This is a genomic window from Cupriavidus nantongensis (genome assembly GCF_001598055.1).
Lineage (GTDB): Bacteria > Pseudomonadota > Gammaproteobacteria > Burkholderiales > Burkholderiaceae > Cupriavidus > Cupriavidus nantongensis.
In genome coordinates this window covers 3,097,750-3,117,056 of record NZ_CP014844.1, presented here as the reverse complement: position 1 = coordinate 3,117,056, position 19,307 = coordinate 3,097,750, and the positions used below count along the sequence as shown (strand labels likewise).

The window sequence follows — 19,307 nt, the reverse complement described above, 5'->3', positions numbered from 1 at the left end:
TGAATCTCTGTTTCAGGAGGAAGAAATGACTTGATGAAACCGGCTGTTCCATCAGCCGTTCCCTACCCGGACATGCGGAGTTGGCAACGGCTCGGTGTGAAGCTCTGGGAACAATGTAGCCGCCGGGGTACCCGGTAAGCCGAGCCGCGAGGCAAGGCCGAACCTGCGAGCACGAATGCGGGGAGGCGCTAGGGACGGATGGGTACGACCAACATATGTGAACGTTCGCATAGGCACCGTCATCGAGAACAAGCCAAACGTGCTGACAGGCTTGAACCAAAAGGTGTGCGGCAGGCATGGCCTTAGCTACGTGGGCCATCATGGACACAGCGCCGCCGGTGCCGTAGAACGGGTCCGACCTATCCTGAGATACATGTGGAACTGGGTAAGCCCATCATGTCGCCGGCAACGGCAGGCGAACCGCGAGGGACGCTGTTGGCATGGTGGGTAAAGGATTGCGGAGAAAGCGAATGCCTGTCTGTAGTGGGTGGGATACGGGCTGGGACATCGCCCGACGCGAAAGCGGGCAGACTTCCGCATGGTCATTCATGGCGAGAGAATCTTGACCAACCGTTGTACGAGGAAAAGCAGATGACGGCGAACGATGCGAAAGTGTCGAGCGCTGGTGCGTCCTCGCCTGCTGCGCAGATGTGGGACCAGGCGAACTGGCCGCACATCGAAGCGGAAGTGAAGCGGCTTCAGATGCGTATCGCCAAGGCAATCCAGGAAGGCAGGTGGGGTAAGGCGAAATCCTTGCAGCGCCTGCTGACCCGCTCGCACAGCGGCAAGATGCTTGCCGTGAAGCGAGTGACGGAGAATCGAGGCAAGAGAACGCCGGGGGTGGATGGCAAGGTCTGGAAACCTTCGGCGGCCAGGTGGAACGGGATGCTGTCAATGCAACATCGTGGCTACCGCGCGATGCCGCTGCGGCGCATCTACATCCCCAAGAGCAACGGGAAGAAACGGCCGCTGGGCATACCTTGCATGCGGGACCGGGCGATGCAGGCTTTATGGAAGCTCGCTCTGGAACCCATCGCGGAGACCCTGGCGGACCCAAACTCCTATGGCTTCCGGCCCGAACGCTCGACCGCCGATGCCATCGAGCAATGCTTCAAGGCTCTGGCCGGACCTACTTCGGCGGAGTGGATTCTGGAAGGTGACATCCGGGGTTGTTTCGACAACTTCAGTCACCTCTGGTTCTTGGAACACATACCGATGGACAAGGTGGTCCTGCGCCAATGGCTGGAGGCTGGTTACGTCGATGAAGGAACCTTGTTCGCGACCCGGGCGGGGACACCCCAAGGGGGGATCATCTCGCCCATCATCGCGAACATGGCGTTGGACGGCTTGGAGGCAGTAGTTCATGCGAACTCCGGAAGGACGTACCGTGAACGCCAAAGGGCCAGAGTCAACGTCATCCGTTATGCCGATGATTTCGTGGTGACCGGCGCGTCGAAAGATGGGCTCGAATCCCAGATCCTGCCTGCGATTCGCCAGTTCTTGGCGGAGCGTGGGTTGGAGCTGTCGGAGGAGAAAACGCGGATCACGCACCTGACGGATGGGTTCGATTTCCTGGGGCAGAACGTTCGTCGATATGGCGGCAAACTGCTGATCAAGCCGGCAAGGAAGAGCATCAAGTCCTTGCTGGACAAGATCCGGGAGATCCTCAAAGGCAACACCAGCTCCACGCAGGAGCTGCTGATACGGCAACTCAATCCGGTCATCCGGGGTTGGGCGATGTATCACCGTCACATCGTGGCGAAGGCAGTCTTCACTCTGGTGGATCACCGCATTTGGCAACTGCTCTGGATTTGGGCAAAGCGCAGGCATCCCAACAAAGGAGCGCGGTGGGTGAAGGAGCGGTACTTCCCGACGAACGGCAGCAGGAAATGGAGCTTTGCCACGAAGGGCTCAGCCAGAGACAAAACCTCTGGTGTCGAACTCTTCCGTGCATCGACGGTGGCGATCATCCGTCACATCAAGGTCCGCGCAACTGCCAACCCGTTCGATCCAGAGGGAGCCGAATACTTCGCTCGCCGGCGAACCTCGAAACGTCCTGTTGGATGGCCCGGTGCCAGTCCATGGTGCTGAAGAAGGGCTTGAGCCGTATGCGGGGTGACCTGCACGTACGGTTCTTAGGGGGCGGCGGCACAGCAATGTGCCGCCGCTACCCGACACGACAGCGCGGCCCGGCAAGGCCGGGAGACGCCCAATTGGGCTATCGTTTGTCAACCGAGAGAAGGATCATCGACATCGAACAAAAGGGATCATGACGACTGGAACCGCGAGAGAAGACAGCACAGCGAAAGAGCGACTGCGACTCGGGCGTGCATTGAGATCTGGGCACTTGGTTTTTGACAGCGCGGAGAAGATGCTGCACGTGGTTCACGATGGAAAGGCACTTCACAGCATTTCCTACGCTTCGCTTTCGCCTTCACAATGGGGCTATGTGTACGAGCGTCACGTCGGCCTACAGTTTGAAGCCGAGGGCTATGCGGTGACCTATCGAGGACTCCAGTTCGGCTTCGTGGACAGCGGCGTGGATCTGGTTCTTGAACGCGACGGCGAGACCATTTACGTCCAGTGCAAATACACGTTCGGAAAGCGCATCAGCGCCAATGAAGTCCGTTGGATTCTGCACAAGGCTGATGCTTACCTTGCGAAGCAATACCAAGGTCGCCGACTGCATTTCCATCTGGTGGTGCCTGATTCAGAGCGGTGTTTCTCGTCGGTCAAGTTGCGGCTCAATGGCACTGTCAAAAAGCATTCGACTGCACGCTACTTCGAGGAGCACAACAATCTCCAAAATCGCGTCAGGCTCAAGGTCGTGGAAGTACCCATGCGCCGCCACAGCGGCGAAATACAAAATCGATTCCCCGGCTAAGACGATTTGTTACTATTGCCAGTAATGGACAGGCAGGGGGCGGGTTTGCTGCCATAGCCGGGGGGTAATAGCTTAAGACATGGCGCATCGGAAGATGCGCTACACGCCCCTGCCTTATCGTCGTGCCCGCCCTCCAAGAATCAGCATAAGGACTTAGGTATGGCCGAGGCGCCCACCGATAAATTTTCAGCCGGCGAGCAGGGTCTGGGATATATCTACCAGGCACGTCTCGCGCTGCTACAACTGCTTCAATTGCCGGAAGACACTGCCATCTTCCTGGAAAAGGACGACGACCTCGACTTTGTCGACGGCGACGGCGGCAAGTCCTTGGCTTCACTCAAACACAAGGCGATCGGCGATAGGTTGACCGACCTGTCGACGGATTTCTGGAAGTCCGTCAACATCTGGCTGGCGCGGTACAAACGAGATGGCCGCGCTGCATCGAACCTGCGGTTCTTTCTGTTCACCACCGGCACGGTATCGACCGGCTCGTTCCTTGCCCGTCTTCTCCCCGATCGGCCCGCCGCCTCCGGCGATACGACAACGCTGACCGAATTGGCCGATACCGCACTTGCCGGATCGACATCAAAACTCATCGCGCCGATCGCTACAGCCTTCAACGAACTGAGTGGACCCGAAAAACAAGATTTTCTCGAACGCATCCTGATCCTCGATGGCAGCCCACGCATCGGCGACATCCCGGCGCTCATAAGGGACAAGCACATGCGAAGTATTCGGCGGGAGCACCGAGAGTTCGTCTTCGAGCGGCTGGAGGGCTGGTGGACCGATGCGGTGATCAAACAGTTGACTGGCGCCAAGTCGGAAGGGATCTTCGGCTATGAAGTCTCGGACAAGCTCTCGAACTTCGCCGAGGAATACAAGGCGGACAACCTGCCTATCACGTTCCGTGGAAAGGTGCCCACCGACGAGATCGACACTGATACCGATCCGCGCCTGTTCGTGGCGCAATTGCGCGAGATCGGCATTTCCTCCAATCGGATCAGGAGCGCGATTCTGGATTACTACCGAGCGTTCGAACAACGATCGGCCTGGGCGCGCGAGAACCTGCTTGTGTTGGGAGAAGTCGAGGAGTACGAAGATCGCCTCACCGATGAGTGGGGCCGCTACAAGGATGTCGCTTTCGAGAAACTGAAGGACGACAGCGCGGACGAAGCACTGCGCGAAGCCGGCGCGACTCTCTACAACTGGGCGGAATTCGAGACTGGGAAGATCGAATCCCTGCGCATTCGCGCACGGGTGACGGAGCCCTATGTCCTTCGCGGCAGCTTCCATATCCTGGCGGATGCCACGCCCGAACCCAAGGTCTACTGGCATCCCAGATTCCTCGACCGCCTTGGCGAGGTGCTGGGGGTGGCCTCGTGAAGCGATGGGATCAGCGCCCCTTTGAAATCCGAAACCTGTTCAACCCTGCATTCTGCGGCTTGGTCCTGTTCCGCGCTCTGCATGGCTACGAGGAAGAAGACGCTCGCGGCATGCCATTTTCGCTGTCGCTGCTTGTGCTGCCCCTGTGCCTGCATAAGGATTCACGCGAGGTGATCGCCAGCAGTCCACGCAGTTACCTGCTCAAGACCGCGGAGAAGAACCAGCAAATCATGGTGGGCTTCACCGACCGGGTTACGCAGATGCTGCCGTATGCCTTCGAGGGATTCGGTCTGCTGATGGAAAGGGGCTGCATCGCCGTCGCGGACGACGGTCGCATCCAGACCGTACCCAAGAAGGTCCGCAAGACCGTCGATGGAACCGCCGAAACCGTTGCCTGCCAGAAAGTGGCACGCATCATCGGAAAGGAATTTGCACGCATCGCCGACCGGGCGACCGTTTACACGACTTTCGGGATTCGTCCATGAAGATCAGATCCATCCACATCTACAGCCATGACGGCCAGCGCCGCGACCTCCAGTTCAAGGTAGACGGACTCAACGTGATCACCGGTCGCTCCTCCACCGGAAAGTCTGCGCTCTCCGAGATCATCGAATATTGCATGGGACGTTCCTCGTTCAACGTCCCCGAAGGCATCATCCGCGACAAAGTGGCCTGGTTCGCCGTGATCTATCAGTTCGAGAAAGAACAGGTGCTGGTTGCCAAGCCGACCCCGCCCGGCGGAGGCGCCAGCTGCAGCACGGCAATGCTGCGAAGGGGCGCTCAATTGCAGGTGCCCGAGTTCAAAGATCTGGTGGTCAACACCGACGACGACAGCATCGTCGAACTGCTGTCGCGCCTGCTCGGCATTCCCGAGAACCGCACGGAAGTCGCGCTTGAACACAGCCGCGACAGCTACGATGCGAACGTCAAGCACACGTTCTACTACCTGTTCCAGAAGCAGGGACTGGTTGCCAACAAAGACCAACTTTTCTATCGGCAAAACGAGCAGTTCCAACCGCAGGCGATCCGCGACACGCTGCCAATCCTGCTCGGCGTCTCCTCGCACGATCGCTACGAGCTGGAATCCAAGCTGCGCATAGCGCAGCGCGATCTGAGGATCAGCAACAAGAAGCTGGAGCAGGCGCGCGACGCCGTCGACACGTCGCATGAACAAGCTATCGGCCTCCACTCGGAAGCAAAGACGGTCGGAGTCATCGGCAATACCGACGAGAACCCGAATGCCGACGGGATCATCGACGCATTGAGGTTGGCGCTCTCGTGGAAGCCCGAAACGGTGCCAGACGACGACGGCAGCCGGGTTTCGCTTCTGGAAGATGAACTGGCCCGGTTGCGTCAGGATCGCCGTGATACCCAGGCCCGGATCGACGCGGCACGACAGTTCGCCAAGCGGTCGGGCGGCTACGAAAACGAAGCCGCCGAACAGATAGACCGGCTGGCCTCGATCAAGGCGCTGCCGAAGAACCCCGACAGCGGCGAATGGCAATGGCCGTTCAGCGAGCAAAACTTGGCGCTGGAGTCCCCGGTCGCCGTCGTCCTGCTCAAGGAACTGGAATCGCTCGACAAAGAATTGCGCATCGCCACCGGCCAGCGCCCCAAGCTCGAAGCCTACCTGGCCGAACTGACCGGCAACGCAGACGGGATCGCGGGCGATATCAAGCAGAAGGAAGCGGAGCTATCCGCGGCGATCTCGGCCAATGAAGTCATCGCCCAGATGGGCACCCGTAACAACGCGGCGGCGCGCGTGGTCGGCCGTATCAGCCTGTTTCTGGAAACGCTCCTCCCGAATGAAGATCTTGCCAAACTGGAAGCGGAGAATCGCCGTCTCAACAACAAAGTCAAGCAGCTTGAGGAACAGATCGGCGCCGACGACAGCAACGAACGCCTGACTTCGATCCTCAACAACATCTCCGCACAGGTATCGCGGTACATCCAAAAGTTCAACGCCGAATTCGGTCCTTACCCTGCGCGGCTCAACCTGCCGCAGTTGACAATCATCTTTGATCGACCCGAGCGTCCTGTGCCGATGGGCCGGACCGGCGGCGGCGAGAACCATCTGGCCTACCATCTGTCGGCACTGCTGGCCCTGCATCTATTCGCGGCGCAGAACAACCGTCCGATTCCACGCTTCCTGCTGATCGACCAACCAACCCAGGTCTACTTCCCCTCCGAGCAGGTCTACAGGGATGCCGACGGCTCGGTGCAGAAGACGGAACAGGACGCTGATCTCGATGCGGTGCGTAGGCTGTTCGAGTTGCTGCTGAAGTTCACGCAGGAAGATATCCCAGGCTTCCAATTGATCGTTACAGAGCATGCGAATCTGCGCGAACAGTGGTTCCAGGACGCGCTGGTCGAAGAACCATGGACCAAACCGCCCGCGCTGGTTCCCGAGGATTGGCCGCCGGAAACGGCGAATTGACCCATCAAGCCGATGTGCAACGGCCCGTATGGGGAACTATCGGGGTGGTTGCGTCGGCCTCCACCTCGCCCCCGTACACGGGAGGCTGATCGATCTGCCCGCAGTTGCGTTCAATCTGCACTGGCTAGGCAAAGCTGGTGCCGTTGGCCGAACTCATTTGCCTCGTTCTGGTAGACCCGGCTATCTCTTGCGCTTATTCGGGGCCATCGTCCCGCGAGACTCGATCAGCCGCCGCGTTTTCTCCAACTCCTTTTGCAGCACTTCGGCATCCGGCAGCACCATCTTGTAGTTCGCCGCCATCACCTTGTTGGGCAAGCCTTCCAGCGCATACCGCGCCAAGGCGTGTCCCTTGTCGGCGCAGAGGATCAGGCCCACGGGCGGGTTTTCCTCGGGGAACGTCCAGTGCTCCTTCGCATAGTTGCAATACAAGTGCATCTGGCCCACATCGGCATGCGTCAACGCACCGAGCTTCAAGTCGATGATGACCAGGCAGCGCAAGCGACGATGGAAAAATAGCAGATCGACGCGATACCACGTCTGGTCGATGCGCAAGCGACGCTGCCGCCCGACGAAGGTGAAGCCATCGCCAAGTTCGAGCAGAAAATCCTCTAGCCGGCGAATCAAGGCGTGTTCGAGGTCGGATTCTGAATACTCGTCCTTGAGGTCGAGGAACTCCAGCACGAGCGGGTCTTTGATCGCATCATCGACCGTCACGGCATCGGCCGGCTTCGGTACGGCGCACTTGACCAGCATCGCCGCCTTATTCTTCGACAGCGCCGTGCGCTCGTAGAACTGGCTGTCGATTTGCCGGTCGAGCTGGCGCACGCTCCAGCCGCCGCGCAGGGCTTCGGCTTCGTAGAACTGGCGCGCGTGGTCATCTTTGACCATCAGCAGCCGCACATAGGCCGACCACGGCAAGGGGAAGACCTGGGCCAGTTCGTCCAGCCGCCCAGGGCGCCCCTGCGCCAGCAGGGAATGCCCTTGCGACGGCGCTGGGGAAGATTCGCTAGACACTGTCTGGCGAATTGGCCAGGTCAGGAAGAACGACCGCATCTGCTGCAAGTTCGGGCGGCTGAACCCGCGCCCGAACTGCGCGGTCAGGTCAGCCGACAGCCGCTCGATCAACTGCTCGCCGTACCCTGCGCGGCGTTTGCCCTGTTGCTCGGCCTCCACGATGCGGCGGCCGATTTCCCAATAGCTGGCGGTCATCAGCGCGTTGACGCTGCGCGCCGTGGCGCGGCGTGCAGCGTCGAGCAGTTCCACGATGCCGCCGTGGATGCCGGCGTAGCCGGCAGGCAAGGCGGCAGCCCTGACCGTCACTGCGGACGATTGCTTGCTGCTCATGCCGTTGCCTCCTGCGGCTGGCGTTGCCGCGCACCCGTGATGGCCTGCCTTCGGCTGGCCACCAGCTCAGCCGCATCGCGCACCGGCTTGTCCTCGGTGTGGACGTAGTGCATGAACATCGCCACGGTCTTGTGGCCCGTCAGCTTCATGCCTACTTTGGTGGGTACGCCCGAATTGGCAATGTCGGTCGTCGAGCGGTGGCGGATGCCGTGCGTGCCGACGTGCGGCACGCCGGCGGCCTTGAGCACCCGGCACCAGCCGCCATAGTGCTCGCCAAAGGTCAGGTGCTTGTCCGGGTCGTGGGGCGAAGGCAGGACATAGGGGCAGCCTTCCCGGCGTGGAGCTGTCGAAAGCAGCCGATAGGCTTCCGCACTCATGGGTTTGGACATGCCGCCGGTCTTGCTATCAGGCCAGACCACGCGCCGGTTCTCCAGATCGACCCAAGCCCATTCGAGGGTGCAGATTTCGGAGCGACGCCCAGCGAACTCGAATTGCAGGCGGATCGCCAGCGGGATGACGTAGTTCTCCAGCCCTTCCGCCTCCAGCTTGTCCAGGTGTCGGAAGATCAGCGCCATTTCATCGTCCACGATGAGCCGCGTTTCCTTGCCGGGCGGGAACATCGGAACATGGCGGCACGGGTTCGTGCCGTCAGGGCGGTAGCCCCACACTTCGGCCAAGTTGAACATCTTGCGCAGCACACCGAAGGCGTTGTTCGCCTCGGCCGGCTTGTAGGCCAACTTCTCCATCAACCCGGCAATGTCGGGGCGCTTCACGTCCTGCACCTTCTTGCGGCCCAGCATCGGGACGATGCAACGGTCGATGACGGCCTGGTAGCCGCGCCGCGTGCTGGGCTTGTTGCGCTTTTCGGAATAGTCGGTCATGAACTTCTTGCACAACTCGGCCACCGTAGGCGCCTTGCGCGCCTCGGCCTTGGCACCGCCAGGATCGCCGCCCCGACGAACCTCGGCCAGCCAGTCCTGTGCCATGACGCGGGCCTGCTCCACGGTCAGTTCCCCGAGCAGCCCCAGCGAGGGCTTGCGGGACTGCCCGGAGTTCGTGCGGTACTGGAGCATGAACACCTTGCGGCCCGCCGGGGTGATCTTGCACAGGAAGCCGGGCACCACGGTGTCCCGCAGTTCGACGTCCTTGGCCTGGGGTTGCGTCGCCTCCACGGCGGTCTTGGTGAGCTTGATCTTTGCCATGATGACTCCTCGGAACGACCCGGTTCCAGGAGCCACATAGGAGCGGCAAGAGGGGAAGCCGGGTCAGGTTTCAGAAAGCACCGGCATATGATGGACGCGCGTAAGTTATTGATAAACCTGCTGTATAGAACTACGGCGCAGTCCAGCGAAGTACCGGGCTGGGGTCATCGTCAAACAAAAAACCGCCCGCACCGGTGTCATGCCGGTGCGGGCGGTTTTGCTTTGGCGCGCGCTGCGCCGGGGTTCAGCGGTAGACGATCACCGGGATGTCGGTATGCGTCAGCACCTTTTGCGTCTCGCTGCCGAGCAGCAGGCCTGACAGTCCGCGCCGGCCGTGCGAGGCCATGAAGATCACGTCGCAGCCGTGGCGCTCGGCGGCGTCGATGATGCCAAGGTAGGGCACGGCGAAGGTCGACATGTCGGCGTCGAAGGTCACGCCGGCCGCCGTGGCCAGGTTTTCGACTTCCTTCAGATACAGCTTGGCCTGGTTCTCGATGCGGTCCTTGAATGCCTGCGGGGCCTCGACCACGATTTCGCTGAACGGCGTGTACGGGTATTCCTCCAGGCAGACATAGGCCGTGACGCGCGCGCCGATGGCCTTGGCGAGCTCCAGTCCGCCGTTGATGGCTTTCTTGGAGAGTTCCGAGCCGTCGGTGGGAAGCAGGATATGTTGGAACATGCGGGGCTCCTTTGCTGACTAGGGGTCGGGGCAGGGCGGTGGCCCGCCGCTTCGCGGCATCGCCGCGGCGCCGGGCAGCGCCTGTCTTGAATTCATTGTAGTCAGTGTGCCGAGAAGGTCATTGCGTAATGTCAATGGCATCCGAAGGGCCGCAAGCCCGCCACCGTGGCTAGTCCGCCAGCACCTCCGTCATGGGCAGCGCGCAAACCTGCTCGGCGCGCCGCCAGTAGGACGGATTGCCGTAGGTGTTCTTCAGGTGGTCGATAAACAGCCGCACCCGCAACGGCAGGTGCTTGCGCTGCGGGAACACCGCATGGATGCCGATCGGCGGCGCCTGGAATTCGTCCAGCACCGTCACCAGCCGTCCGCTGGCAATCTCGCTGCCGACTTCCCACCACGAGCGCCACGCCAGCCCGTTGCCCTGCAGGCACCACTCGTGCAGCACCGCGCCGTCGCTGCATTCCATGGTGCCGCCCACCTTCACGGTCACGGCGCGGCCTTCTTCCTGGAACACCCAGCCGCGCTGCATGTTGGCGCTGGCGCCGAAGGCCAGGCAGTTATGGCGCTGCAGGTCCTCGGGCGTGTCCGGGCGCCCGGCGCGGGCCAGGTATTCCGGCGCGGCCACCACCACGCGGCGGGTCTCGGCCAGCCGGATCGAGACCAGGCTGGAATCGGGCAGGTCGCCCAGCCGGATGGCGCAGTCGAAGCCTTCGTTGACCAGGTCGACCACGCGATCGGACAGGTCCAGCGTGATCGACACGTCCGGGTGCGACTCGATAAACAGCGGCACCAGCGGCGCCACGTGCTTGCGCCCGTAGCCGGCCGGCGCGGTCACGCGCAGGTGGCCGCTGGCCTTGACGCCGCCGGCCGAGACGCTGGCCTCGGCGTTGTGCAGGTCGTTCAGGATGCGCTGGCAGTCTTCCAGGAACGCCGAGCCTTCGAAGGTCAGGCTGATCTTGCGCGTGGTCCGCACCAGCAGCTTGACGCCCAGCCGCTCTTCCAGTGCGTCGATGCGCCGGCCGATGATCGCGGGCGCCACACCCTCGGCCGCGGCGGCGGCGGACAGGCTGCCGCGCGAGGCGACGGATACAAAGGTCTCCAGTTGTTTGAAATGGTCCACGAATGTTTCGCCTGATATGCGCGGGAGATCCCGCATGGTGCTGCGCTGGCCACGCACAGGGTGCCTCAGCAGGCCTGTGATCACCAGTGGAGAGGATTTGGTGCGGAGTTTTGTTTTAGTCAGCCAAGATTAGTTGTGTAAAAGTAAAAGATCAAGTGACCGGCGGCCACTTTGCCGCACTGCAGCGTCTCCCTACAATTCGATGCATTCAATGGTGTACAGAGCCACGCAGCCGTGGTCTGGCCGCCGCTCACCCAGTCGGCCCATAAGTCGCCCCGTACCGTTGCAGGTTGTCCAGGCTCCCATGAACAAGATCCGCGCCGTCGTCTTCGATGCCTATGGCACGCTGTTCGACGTGTATTCCGTCACCGCGCGCGCGGAGCAGCTGTTCCCGGGCCGCGGCGAGGCGCTGGCGCTGCTGTGGCGCGACCGCCAGATCGACTACACGCGCATCCGCACCATGGCCGCGCCCGACGGCGCGCGCTACAAGCCGTTCTGGGCCATCACCGTGGACGCGCTGCGCTACGCTGCCGAGCGCCTGGGCTTGATGCTGGATGAAGCGACCGAGGCGCAGCTGCTGAAGGAATACGCGTGCCTGTCGGCGTTCCCGGAAAACCTGGGCGCGCTCAAGCGCCTGCGCAAGGCGGGGCTGCCGCTGGGCATCCTGTCCAACGGCAACGCGGAGATGCTCGACATCTCGGTCAAGAGCGCCGGCATGCATGGGCTGTTCGACCATGTGCTGTCGGTCGATGCAGTGCGCCAGTACAAGACCGCGCCCGCCGCCTATGCGCTGGGGCCGCTGGCCTTTGGCCTGGAGGCGCAGCAGATGCTGTTCGTCTCGTCCAACGGCTGGGACGCCTGCGGCGCCACCTGGTATGGCTACACCACTTTCTGGATCAACCGTGCCGGCCATCCGGCGGAGCGGCTCGACGTAGCCCCCTCCGGCACCGGGCACGACATGAACGACCTGCTCGAATTCGTCCGCGCCCATGGCGTGGCGGCATAGCAGGGCGCCCAACAACCAAAGCTATCGCTATCGTTTAACAGGAGAACACTGATGGCTATCACGCTGCCCGCGGGCATGAAGATTACCGGCGAAATCCTGCCGGCCTACGAAGATATCCTCACGCCGGAAGCCCTGGCCCTGGTAGACAAGCTGCACCGCGCCTTCGAGCCGCGCCGTCAGGAACTGCTGGCCGCGCGCGTCGCGCGCGCCAAGCGCCTGGACGCCGGCGAGGTGCCCGACTTCCTGCCGGAAACCAAGAGCATCCGCGAAGGCGACTGGAAGGTCGCGCCGGTGCCCAAGGCGCTGGAATGCCGCCGCGTGGAAATCACCGGCCCGGTCGAAGCCAAGATGGTGATCAACGCCTTCAACTCGGGCGCTGACAGCTACATGACCGACTTCGAGGATTCCAACACCCCCAACTGGCACAACCAGCTGCAGGGCCAGGTCAACCTGAAGGCCGCGGTGCGCCGCACGCTGACGCTGGAATCCAAGGGCAAGCAATACAAGCTGAACGACAAGATCGCCACGCTGCAGGTGCGCCCGCGCGGCTGGCACCTGGACGAGAAGCACGTCACCATCGACGGCAAGCGCGTCTCGGGCGGCATCTTCGACTTCGCGCTGTTCCTGTTCCACAACGCCAAGGAACAGATCGCCCGCGGCGCCGGCCCGTTCTTCTACCTGCCGAAGATGGAAAGCCATCTGGAAGCGCGCCTGTGGAACGACATCTTCGTGATGGCGCAGAACGAAATCGGCCTGCCGCAAGGCACCATCAAGGCCACCGTGCTGATCGAGACCATCCTCGCCGCGTTCGAGATGGACGAAATCCTGTATGAGCTGCGCGAGCACAGCGCCGGCCTGAATGCCGGCCGCTGGGACTACATCTTCTCGTGCATCAAGAAGTTCAAGAACGACAAGGACTTCTGCCTGGCCGACCGCGCCAAGGTCACCATGACCGCGCCGTTCATGCGCTCGTACGCGCTGCTGCTGCTCAAGACCTGCCACCACCGCGGCGCGCCCGCGATCGGCGGCATGAGCGCACTGATCCCGATCAAGAACGATCCGGAGAAAAACGCGATCGCCATGGAAGGCATCATCAACGACAAGCGCCGCGACGCCACCGATGGCTACGACGGCGGCTGGGTGGCCCACCCGGGCCTGGTCGAGCCGGCGATGAAGGAATTCGTCGCGGTGCTGGGCGACAAGCCGAACCAGTTCGAGAAGCAGCGTCCGGACGTGCAGGTGAAGGGCGCCGACCTGCTGAACTTCCAGCCGGAAACGCCGATCACCGAGCACGGTCTGCGCATGAACATCAACGTCGGCATCCATTACCTGGGCGCCTGGCTGGCCGGCAACGGCTGCGTGCCGATCCACAACCTGATGGAAGATGCCGCCACCGCCGAGATCTCGCGCTCGCAGGTGTGGCAGTGGATCCGCTCGCCCAAGGGCAAGCTGGAAGACGGCACCAAGGTCACGGCCGAACTGGTGCGCAAGCTGATCCCGGAAGAGCTGGCCAAGGTCAAGGAACTCGTTGGTGGCGACACCAGCACCTATGACCGCGCCGCCGAGATTTTCGAGCAGATGTCGACGTCGGAGGACTTTGCCGAGTTCCTGACGCTGCCGCTGTACGAAGAAGTCTGAGCGACCTGGCACTTGCAAGCGGAAACCGCAGCTTCGGCTGCGGTTTTTTGCTTTGTGCGCCCAGCGGCCGCGTTAAGCCCGCCTTACACCTGTCATGCGGTGCATCGATACACCGTAAGTACTTGTAACTTTAGCGCCGGAGGCCGCACCTTTCTTGTCCTGTCTTCAATACTTTTTGGGTTTATCCCTAGGGCCTGAATTGGAGTAAACACTCTAGGATGCGGGTTCGATGGTGCGCTGCAAGATTGGCGGCGAGGCACGGTGGGCACGCGTTGCCGTGACCGAGCGCCAACGCCGGTGCGCCATTCCGTCCCGATCCACCCACAGGAGATCTGCATGTCCCCTTTTACGCCCGAACAATTTGCTGCGGCGCAGAAGTCCAACGTGAGCCATTTGTTTGCGCTGACGAACACGGCATTCGAAGGTTTCCAGAAGCTGACCGAGCTGAACCTGCAGACCATCAGGACCACGCTCGCCGAAGGCCAGGTGAACGTCGAAGCGGTGCTGGCCGGCAAGGATGTGCGCGAAGTGTTCGCGGCCCAGGGCAGCCAGGCTCAGCCGGCTGCCGAGAAGGCGGTGGCGTATGCGCGCCACGTCTATGAAATCGCCGCGGACACCCAGGCGCAGCTGAGCAAGGCCGTCGAGGCCCAGTACGAGCAGCACAACCGCAACGTCCAGGCTTTCGTCGACACCTTCGTGAAAAACGCGCCGGCCGGCTCGGAAGCGCTGACCGCGCTGCTGCAGTCCGGCGTTGCCGCGGCCAACAACACCTACCAGTCGTTCCAGGACGCCGCCAAGCAGACCGCAGAAGTCGCCAAGGCCAACTTCGCCAAGACCGCCGCAGCCGCGTCGGCCACGGCCGCGAACGCGACTCCCCGCGCCGCCAAGGCGTAACAGCGCAGCGCTGGCCTGCCAACACCGGCCAGCGCGCTGAACAAGATCGCAGGCATGCAGGCCGGGACCCTGGCGTTCCCGGGCCTGCGGCACCGCGACAGCCTATCTTCCCGCCTCATCGATGCGCCCGGGACCGGCACGTCCGGCCCGGCATGGCCGCGCTTTGCCTGCGCGATGGGGCGGGACTTGCTCGGGGACTACCGGGGGAATGTCCCTTCCTGCAAGGCAGGGGTCTTTTAACTCACGACAACGACGCAATCAGCATGACGAAGAGAATCGCATTGGTAACAGGTGGCATGGGTGGACTCGGCGAAGCCATCAGCATCCGGCTGCACGACGCCGGCCATGCCGTGGTGGTGACGCACTCGCCCGGCAATGCCAACGCCGGGGACTGGCTGGCCAGGATGGTGGCCAGCGGCCGCGAGATGCGCGCCTATGAGGTCGACGTATCCGACTATGACGCCTGCCAGGCCTGCGCCGCGCGCATCCTGGCCGAGGTCGGCCAGGTCGACATCCTGGTGAACAATGCCGGCATTACGCGCGACATGGCGTTCAAAAAGATGGACAAGCCGAACTGGGATGCGGTGATGCGGACCAATCTCGATTCGGTGTTCAACCTGACCAAGCCGCTGTGCGAAGGCATGGTCGAGCGCGGCTGGGGCCGCATCATCAATATCTCGTCGGTCAACGGCTCCAAGGGCGCGTTCGGCCAGACCAACTATGCCGCGGCCAAGGCCGGCATGCATGGCTTTACCAAGTCGCTGGCGCTGGAAGTGGCGCGCAAGGGCGTGACCGTCAACACGGTCTCGCCGGGCTACCTGGCCACCAGGATGGTCAACGCCGTGCCGAAGGAAATCATGGAGACCAAGATCCTGCCGCAGATCCCGGTTGGCCGCGTCGGCAAGCCGGAGGAAGTGGCTGCGCTGATTGCCTACCTGTGCTCTGAAGACGCCGCCTATGTGACCGGCTCCAATATCGCCATCAACGGCGGGCAGCACATGCAGTAACGGCTGGCGCGCGGCGACGGGCCGCCCGGTCCGTCGCGCCGGCAGTCCGCCGCCGGGCTACTTGCTGCCGTCGCGCGCATCCCCGCCGATCGCATCGACGATGATCATGGTGCGGTCCAGCACCCCGCGCTCGTCGAAGTACGCGCTGAAGTGCGCCGGCTGGTACGCGCCGGCATAGAGCCGGTACGACCAGGCCTCGCGCTTCATCATCGGGTAGTACTCGACCGGCTCGCGCGGCAGGCCGAAGTGCTCGGCCACGTCCTGCTTGGTCCACACGCCCGGGCGGGCGGCGTAGATTTCCTTCTCGGTCAGCATCTGGCGGAAGCTGGTCAGCTTGCCGCCGGCGTCGAAGTCGGCGGCATAGACCTCGAAGCCGAGCGGCTGCTTGGAATAGATCCAGCGCGTGGTGCCGTTGGCGAGCGGATAGGTTTCGGACGGCGCGCCGAAGGTATCGCGCACGGCGCTCTGCGGGCTGCCGATCATTTTCTGCGCGGTCTGCACGGGCTGCAGCGTGGCGCAGGCGCATAGCAGGGTGGCCGCGGCGGCGGCCAGCCAGACGGACAGGCGATGGCGCATGGTGGGTCTCCGGTAAGCACTGCGGACGGGAATCCGCCCAGCATAGCGCAACGCATGATGGCGCGTGCTGCTGCCTGTGCTCGCGCCCGCTACCAGCCGAACCGGTAATCCTTCGCCGGATGCAGCCGCCAGCTGCCGTCGCCTGGCAGCTCCAGCACCTGGTGGTGGTACTTCAGCAGCGTGGGCCGGTGGCTGACGCTGACCAGCGTCGCCTGCAAATCTGCAAGCAACTGGTACAGGGCTTCTTCGTTGCTGATGTCGAGCGCGCTGGTGGCCTCGTCCAGCATCACATAGCGCGGCCTGGCCAGCAGCACGCGCGCGATGGTCAGCCGCTGCTGCTCGCCCAGCGACAGCACCTTGCTCCAGTCCACTTCCGTGTCGAGGCCGCCGAAGCGGCCGGCGATGTCGCGCAGGTTGACAGTATCGAGCAATCGCAGCAGCTCGTCGTCGGCAACGTGCCGGCCGACATGGTTCGGATAGAGCAACTGGCTGCGCAAACTGCCGACCACCATGTACGGATGCTGCGGCAGGAACAGCATGTCCTGCGGCGCGGGCCGCACGATGCGGCCGCTGCCGCTGTTCCACAGCCCCGCGATCGCGCGCATCAGCGAACTCTTGCCGCCGCCGCTGGCGCCGACGATCAGCAGTCCCTCGCCCGGGTCGATCGACACGCTCAGGTCGGTCATCAGCGTGCGCTCCTGGTTGGGCGTCTGCAGCGTGACGTGCTCCAGCGCGAGCCGCGTGTCTTGCCGGGACTCGATGGTGGAGTCGGCGCGCGGCGCGGTCGCCTTCTTGCCGGTCAGGGTGCTCGAGAACGTGTCGAGGCGATCGAGCCCGGCCACGAAGCGGCTCAGGTCTTCAAAGTTGTCGACGATCACCGTCAGCGCATTCAGCACCGCGGCAAAGGCGCCCGCGGCGCGGATCGCGCTGCCGACCTCGAGCTCGCCGTCGAGCACGCGCGAGGCCACGATCGCGCTGGGCAGCAGGATGGTCAGGAAGCCATAGCCATACTGGAACATGTTCAGCCACAGCTGCCACCGGATCAGCCGCTCGAAATTCTGGAACGCCTTGCCGAAGCGCCCGCGCACATGGGAAGACTCCTGCGGCTCGCCGCGATAGAACGCGATCGACTCGGCGTTCTCGCGCACGCGGATCAGGCTGAAGCGGAAATCGGCCTCGCGCTTGAGCTGGTAGAAATTCAGGCCGATCAGCACGCGCCCGAAGCAGGCGATCGAGACAAAGGTGCCGGCGATCGCGTACACCACCAGGAAATAAACCAGTTCCCTCGAGATCATCCACAGCACCGCGCTGAACGCGATCAGCTGCAGCAGCGCACCGATGCCGATCGACAGGAAGAACAGCGACTGCCGCGTAAACGTGTTGATGTCCTCGGAGATGCGCTGGTCGGGATTGTCGATGCCGGCATCCGCATTGAGCTTGTAGAAAATGCGGTTCCTGAAATATCCGTCCAGGTAATGGTGGGTCATCCAGCGCCGCCAGTGCAGGCCCAGCGTGTTGCGGATGTAGTAATAGACCGCGTAGACGGGAATGGCGACGATCAGGATATACAGGCAGGTGCGGATCGAGGCCCAGAAACGCTCGGCGTCGCGCGCCGCCAGCGCCGAGGTGAATTCGCCGGTCTGCTCGTTGATCAGTACCTCGGCCTGGGTCTGCCCCAGCAGCAGCAGCACCAGCACCAGCAGCAGGCCGCCGGCCTTCCAGCGCTCCTGAGACACCCAGTAGGGTTTGGCGATCACCCAATAGCGGGTCCAGACGTGCCGCGTCGACGTGGCGGGGCGTTTGCCGGGGGGCGTAGTGCTGTCGGCCACCTGCGGCTCGGGCACGGCGCTCATAATCCACCTCCGGGGTGCTGAGCGGATTTCATTATCGTCACATGGCGGCACCGGTCCGATCGCGAACGGCGCGGCGGCGGAAAATGACTATTGAAATATAGGCCAGCAATATCGATGCCCGGCGCTTTTGCGCGCCCCGCGCACGCGCGCCGCGTGGCCACGGTCCAGGCCGCCGCCGGCCCCCAACGCTGGCGCGCATGGTGGAAACCCGGGCGTGTCCCGAACCGGAACAGTCACTAAGATGAAAGACCGCCGCCGGTGCGGCGCACAACGACAACGCGGAGACTTCATCTATGGATCGTCGACAGTTCCTGAGCACCGCGGCATTCGCGGTGGCAGCCGGCGTGGCGCCGCACGCCCGGGCCCAGCAGTGGCCCGCGCGCGCCATCCGGCTGGTGGTGGCCTATCCGCCGGGCGGCGGTACCGACGTGGTGGCGCGCCTGTTCGCCGACTACCTCGCGCGCGTGGCCGGGCAGTCGGTGGTGGTGGAGAACAAGCCCGGCGGCGCCACCATTCCCGCCACGCAGGACGTGATCCGCGCGAAGAACGACGGCCAGACCCTGCTGGTGACACTGGGCTCTTCGGCCACCTCGGGCGCGCATATCAATCGCGTGCCTTACGATCCCTTGACCGACCTGACCGCGCTCGCGGAACTCGGCCGCGCGCCGGTGCTGCTGGCCGCCAACAAGGACGCGCCGTACAACACGCTGAAGGAACTGGTCGCCTATTCCAAGGCGAACCCGGGCAAGCCGATCCACTCGGCCTCGTACGGTCCGGGCACGTCGTCGCACTTCGGCCCGCTGCTGTTCAACCGGCTCGCCGGCACCCATCTCGAGCCGGTGCTGTACAAGGGTTCGGCGCCGGCCACGCAGGACCTGGTGGGCGGGGTGGTGCCGCTGATGATCGACGGCCTGACCACCGGCGTGCCGCTGTACCAGGCCGGCAAGACCAAGGTGCTGGCCACCACCATTCCGGAGCGCTCCGATCTCGCACCCGGCGCGCCGACGTTCCGCGAACTGGGCTATCCCGAGATGGAGCAACTGAGCGGCTATTTCGCGCTGTTTGGCCCCAAGGCCATGCCGCGCGAGACGGTCGAGGCGGTCTCGGCCGCGGTGCGCAAGGTGCTGGCCGATCCCGCCTACCACAAGCGGCTGGCCGGCGTGGGCGTGCTGCCGCCGCAGGCGGTCACGCCGGACGCGTTTGCCACGCAGATCCGCGCCGACCATGCGCGCTGGGGACAGTTCATCAAGGACATCGGCTTCAAGATCGAGGGAAGCTGAACCA

General features: G+C 63.2%; 16 protein-coding genes. 10 read left to right on the top strand and 6 right to left on the bottom strand.

All coding sequences use genetic code 11. The features are described 5' to 3' along the window. The first annotated feature begins 591 nt into the window (after positions 1-591). The 5 genes from ltrA to A2G96_RS14345 all read left to right on the top strand — a co-directional run bounded on the left by ltrA (position 592) and on the right by A2G96_RS14345 (position 6,704). Positions 592-2,091, top strand: a complete 1,500-nt coding sequence (gene ltrA / locus A2G96_RS14365; RefSeq protein WP_062800284.1) for a group II intron reverse transcriptase/maturase — start codon at positions 592-594, stop codon at positions 2,089-2,091. A gap of 178 nt (positions 2,092-2,269) precedes the next feature. Continuing rightward, positions 2,270-2,884, top strand: a complete 615-nt coding sequence (locus A2G96_RS14360) for a restriction endonuclease (RefSeq protein WP_150124148.1) — start codon at positions 2,270-2,272, stop codon at positions 2,882-2,884. A gap of 159 nt (positions 2,885-3,043) precedes the next feature. Continuing rightward, a complete protein-coding gene (locus A2G96_RS14355; RefSeq protein ID WP_062800280.1) occupies positions 3,044-4,267 on the top strand; it encodes an ABC-three component system protein in 1,224 nt (407 codons plus the stop codon). Continuing rightward, positions 4,264-4,752, top strand: coding sequence for a three component ABC system middle component (locus tag A2G96_RS14350; protein ID WP_062800278.1), 489 nt, complete (start codon positions 4,264-4,266; stop codon positions 4,750-4,752). The genes A2G96_RS14355 and A2G96_RS14350 overlap by 4 nt, the downstream gene beginning before the upstream one ends. Beyond that, positions 4,749-6,704, top strand: coding sequence for a DUF3732 domain-containing protein (locus A2G96_RS14345; protein ID WP_062800275.1), 1,956 nt, complete (start codon positions 4,749-4,751; stop codon positions 6,702-6,704). The genes A2G96_RS14350 and A2G96_RS14345 overlap by 4 nt, the downstream gene beginning before the upstream one ends. A 180-nt stretch (positions 6,705-6,884) precedes the next feature. Here the strand turns inward: A2G96_RS14345 and A2G96_RS14340 are convergent, their stop codons facing one another. The 4 genes from A2G96_RS14340 to A2G96_RS14325 all read right to left on the bottom strand — a co-directional run bounded on the left by A2G96_RS14340 (position 6,885) and on the right by A2G96_RS14325 (position 11,049). Then, positions 6,885-8,048, bottom strand: coding sequence for a PDDEXK nuclease domain-containing protein (locus A2G96_RS14340; protein WP_062800273.1), 1,164 nt, complete (start codon positions 8,046-8,048; stop codon positions 6,885-6,887). Then, entirely contained in the window at positions 8,045-9,250 is a 1,206-nt protein-coding gene (locus A2G96_RS14335) for a tyrosine-type recombinase/integrase (protein WP_062800270.1), read from the bottom strand. The genes A2G96_RS14340 and A2G96_RS14335 overlap by 4 nt, the downstream gene beginning before the upstream one ends. Before the next feature lie 244 nt (positions 9,251-9,494). Beyond that, positions 9,495-9,929, bottom strand: coding sequence for a universal stress protein (locus A2G96_RS14330; protein ID WP_012353026.1), 435 nt, complete (start codon positions 9,927-9,929; stop codon positions 9,495-9,497). A gap of 169 nt (positions 9,930-10,098) precedes the next feature. Further along, positions 10,099-11,049, bottom strand: a complete 951-nt coding sequence (locus A2G96_RS14325; RefSeq protein ID WP_150124147.1) for a LysR family transcriptional regulator — start codon at positions 11,047-11,049, stop codon at positions 10,099-10,101. 304 nt (positions 11,050-11,353) lie between these two features. Between A2G96_RS14325 and A2G96_RS14320 the strand changes: the two genes are divergently transcribed. The 4 genes from A2G96_RS14320 to phbB all read left to right on the top strand — a co-directional run bounded on the left by A2G96_RS14320 (position 11,354) and on the right by phbB (position 15,594). Beyond that, on the top strand, positions 11,354-12,055 hold the full coding sequence (locus A2G96_RS14320; RefSeq protein WP_062800268.1) for a haloacid dehalogenase type II: 702 nt from the start codon (positions 11,354-11,356) through the stop codon (positions 12,053-12,055). A 51-nt stretch (positions 12,056-12,106) separates the two neighbouring features. Next, complete coding sequence (gene aceB, locus A2G96_RS14315) at positions 12,107-13,693, top strand: malate synthase A (protein ID WP_062800266.1); 1,587 nt, start codon at positions 12,107-12,109, stop codon at positions 13,691-13,693. Positions 13,694-14,029: 336 nt separating this feature from the next. Next, the gene (gene phaP3 / locus A2G96_RS14310) at positions 14,030-14,587 is read left to right on the top strand and encodes a TIGR01841 family phasin PhaP3 (RefSeq protein ID WP_062800264.1); all 558 of its coding nucleotides are present in this window, start codon (positions 14,030-14,032) and stop codon (positions 14,585-14,587) included. A 263-nt stretch (positions 14,588-14,850) separates the two neighbouring features. After that, complete coding sequence (gene phbB / locus A2G96_RS14300; RefSeq protein ID WP_062800259.1) at positions 14,851-15,594, top strand: acetoacetyl-CoA reductase; 744 nt, start codon at positions 14,851-14,853, stop codon at positions 15,592-15,594. Between the two features lie 57 nt (positions 15,595-15,651). Here phbB and A2G96_RS14295 read toward each other — a convergent pair whose 3' ends face one another. Both A2G96_RS14295 and A2G96_RS14290 read right to left on the bottom strand, forming a co-directional pair. Then, positions 15,652-16,170, bottom strand: a complete 519-nt coding sequence (locus tag A2G96_RS14295) for a hypothetical protein (protein ID WP_062800256.1) — start codon at positions 16,168-16,170, stop codon at positions 15,652-15,654. An 89-nt stretch (positions 16,171-16,259) separates the two neighbouring features. Then, positions 16,260-18,023: an ABC transporter ATP-binding protein/permease gene (locus tag A2G96_RS14290; RefSeq protein ID WP_062800255.1), complete on the bottom strand. Its 1,764-nt coding sequence runs from the start codon at positions 18,021-18,023 to the stop codon at positions 16,260-16,262. Positions 18,024-18,316: 293 nt separating this feature from the next. On the opposite strand from A2G96_RS14290, the gene A2G96_RS14285 reads away from it, so the two are divergent. After that, positions 18,317-19,303, top strand: a complete 987-nt coding sequence (locus tag A2G96_RS14285; protein ID WP_062800252.1) for a Bug family tripartite tricarboxylate transporter substrate binding protein — start codon at positions 18,317-18,319, stop codon at positions 19,301-19,303. The last annotated feature ends 4 nt before the right edge of the window (positions 19,304-19,307 follow it).

Bases quoted from the DNA above. Each gene is read 5' to 3' on its own strand.
- ltrA (WP_062800284.1), top strand. From the start codon at position 592: ATGACGGCGAACGATGCGAAAGTGTCGAGCGCTGGTGCGTCCTCGCCT.
- A2G96_RS14360 (WP_150124148.1), top strand. From the start codon at position 2,270: ATGACGACTGGAACCGCGAGAGAAGACAGCACAGCGAAAGAGCGACTG.
- A2G96_RS14355 (WP_062800280.1), top strand. From the start codon at position 3,044: ATGGCCGAGGCGCCCACCGATAAATTTTCAGCCGGCGAGCAGGGTCTG.
- A2G96_RS14345 (WP_062800275.1), top strand. From the start codon at position 4,749: ATGAAGATCAGATCCATCCACATCTACAGCCATGACGGCCAGCGCCGC.
- A2G96_RS14340 (WP_062800273.1), bottom strand. From the start codon at position 8,048: ATGAGCAGCAAGCAATCGTCCGCAGTGACGGTCAGGGCTGCCGCCTTG.
- A2G96_RS14335 (WP_062800270.1), bottom strand. From the start codon at position 9,250: ATGGCAAAGATCAAGCTCACCAAGACCGCCGTGGAGGCGACGCAACCC.
- A2G96_RS14330 (WP_012353026.1), bottom strand. From the start codon at position 9,929: ATGTTCCAACATATCCTGCTTCCCACCGACGGCTCGGAACTCTCCAAG.
- A2G96_RS14320 (WP_062800268.1), top strand. From the start codon at position 11,354: ATGAACAAGATCCGCGCCGTCGTCTTCGATGCCTATGGCACGCTGTTC.
- aceB (WP_062800266.1), top strand. From the start codon at position 12,107: ATGGCTATCACGCTGCCCGCGGGCATGAAGATTACCGGCGAAATCCTG.
- phaP3 (WP_062800264.1), top strand. From the start codon at position 14,030: ATGTCCCCTTTTACGCCCGAACAATTTGCTGCGGCGCAGAAGTCCAAC.
- phbB (WP_062800259.1), top strand. From the start codon at position 14,851: ATGACGAAGAGAATCGCATTGGTAACAGGTGGCATGGGTGGACTCGGC.
- A2G96_RS14295 (WP_062800256.1), bottom strand. From the start codon at position 16,170: ATGCGCCATCGCCTGTCCGTCTGGCTGGCCGCCGCCGCGGCCACCCTG.
- A2G96_RS14290 (WP_062800255.1), bottom strand. From the start codon at position 18,023: ATGAGCGCCGTGCCCGAGCCGCAGGTGGCCGACAGCACTACGCCCCCC.
- A2G96_RS14285 (WP_062800252.1), top strand. From the start codon at position 18,317: ATGGATCGTCGACAGTTCCTGAGCACCGCGGCATTCGCGGTGGCAGCC.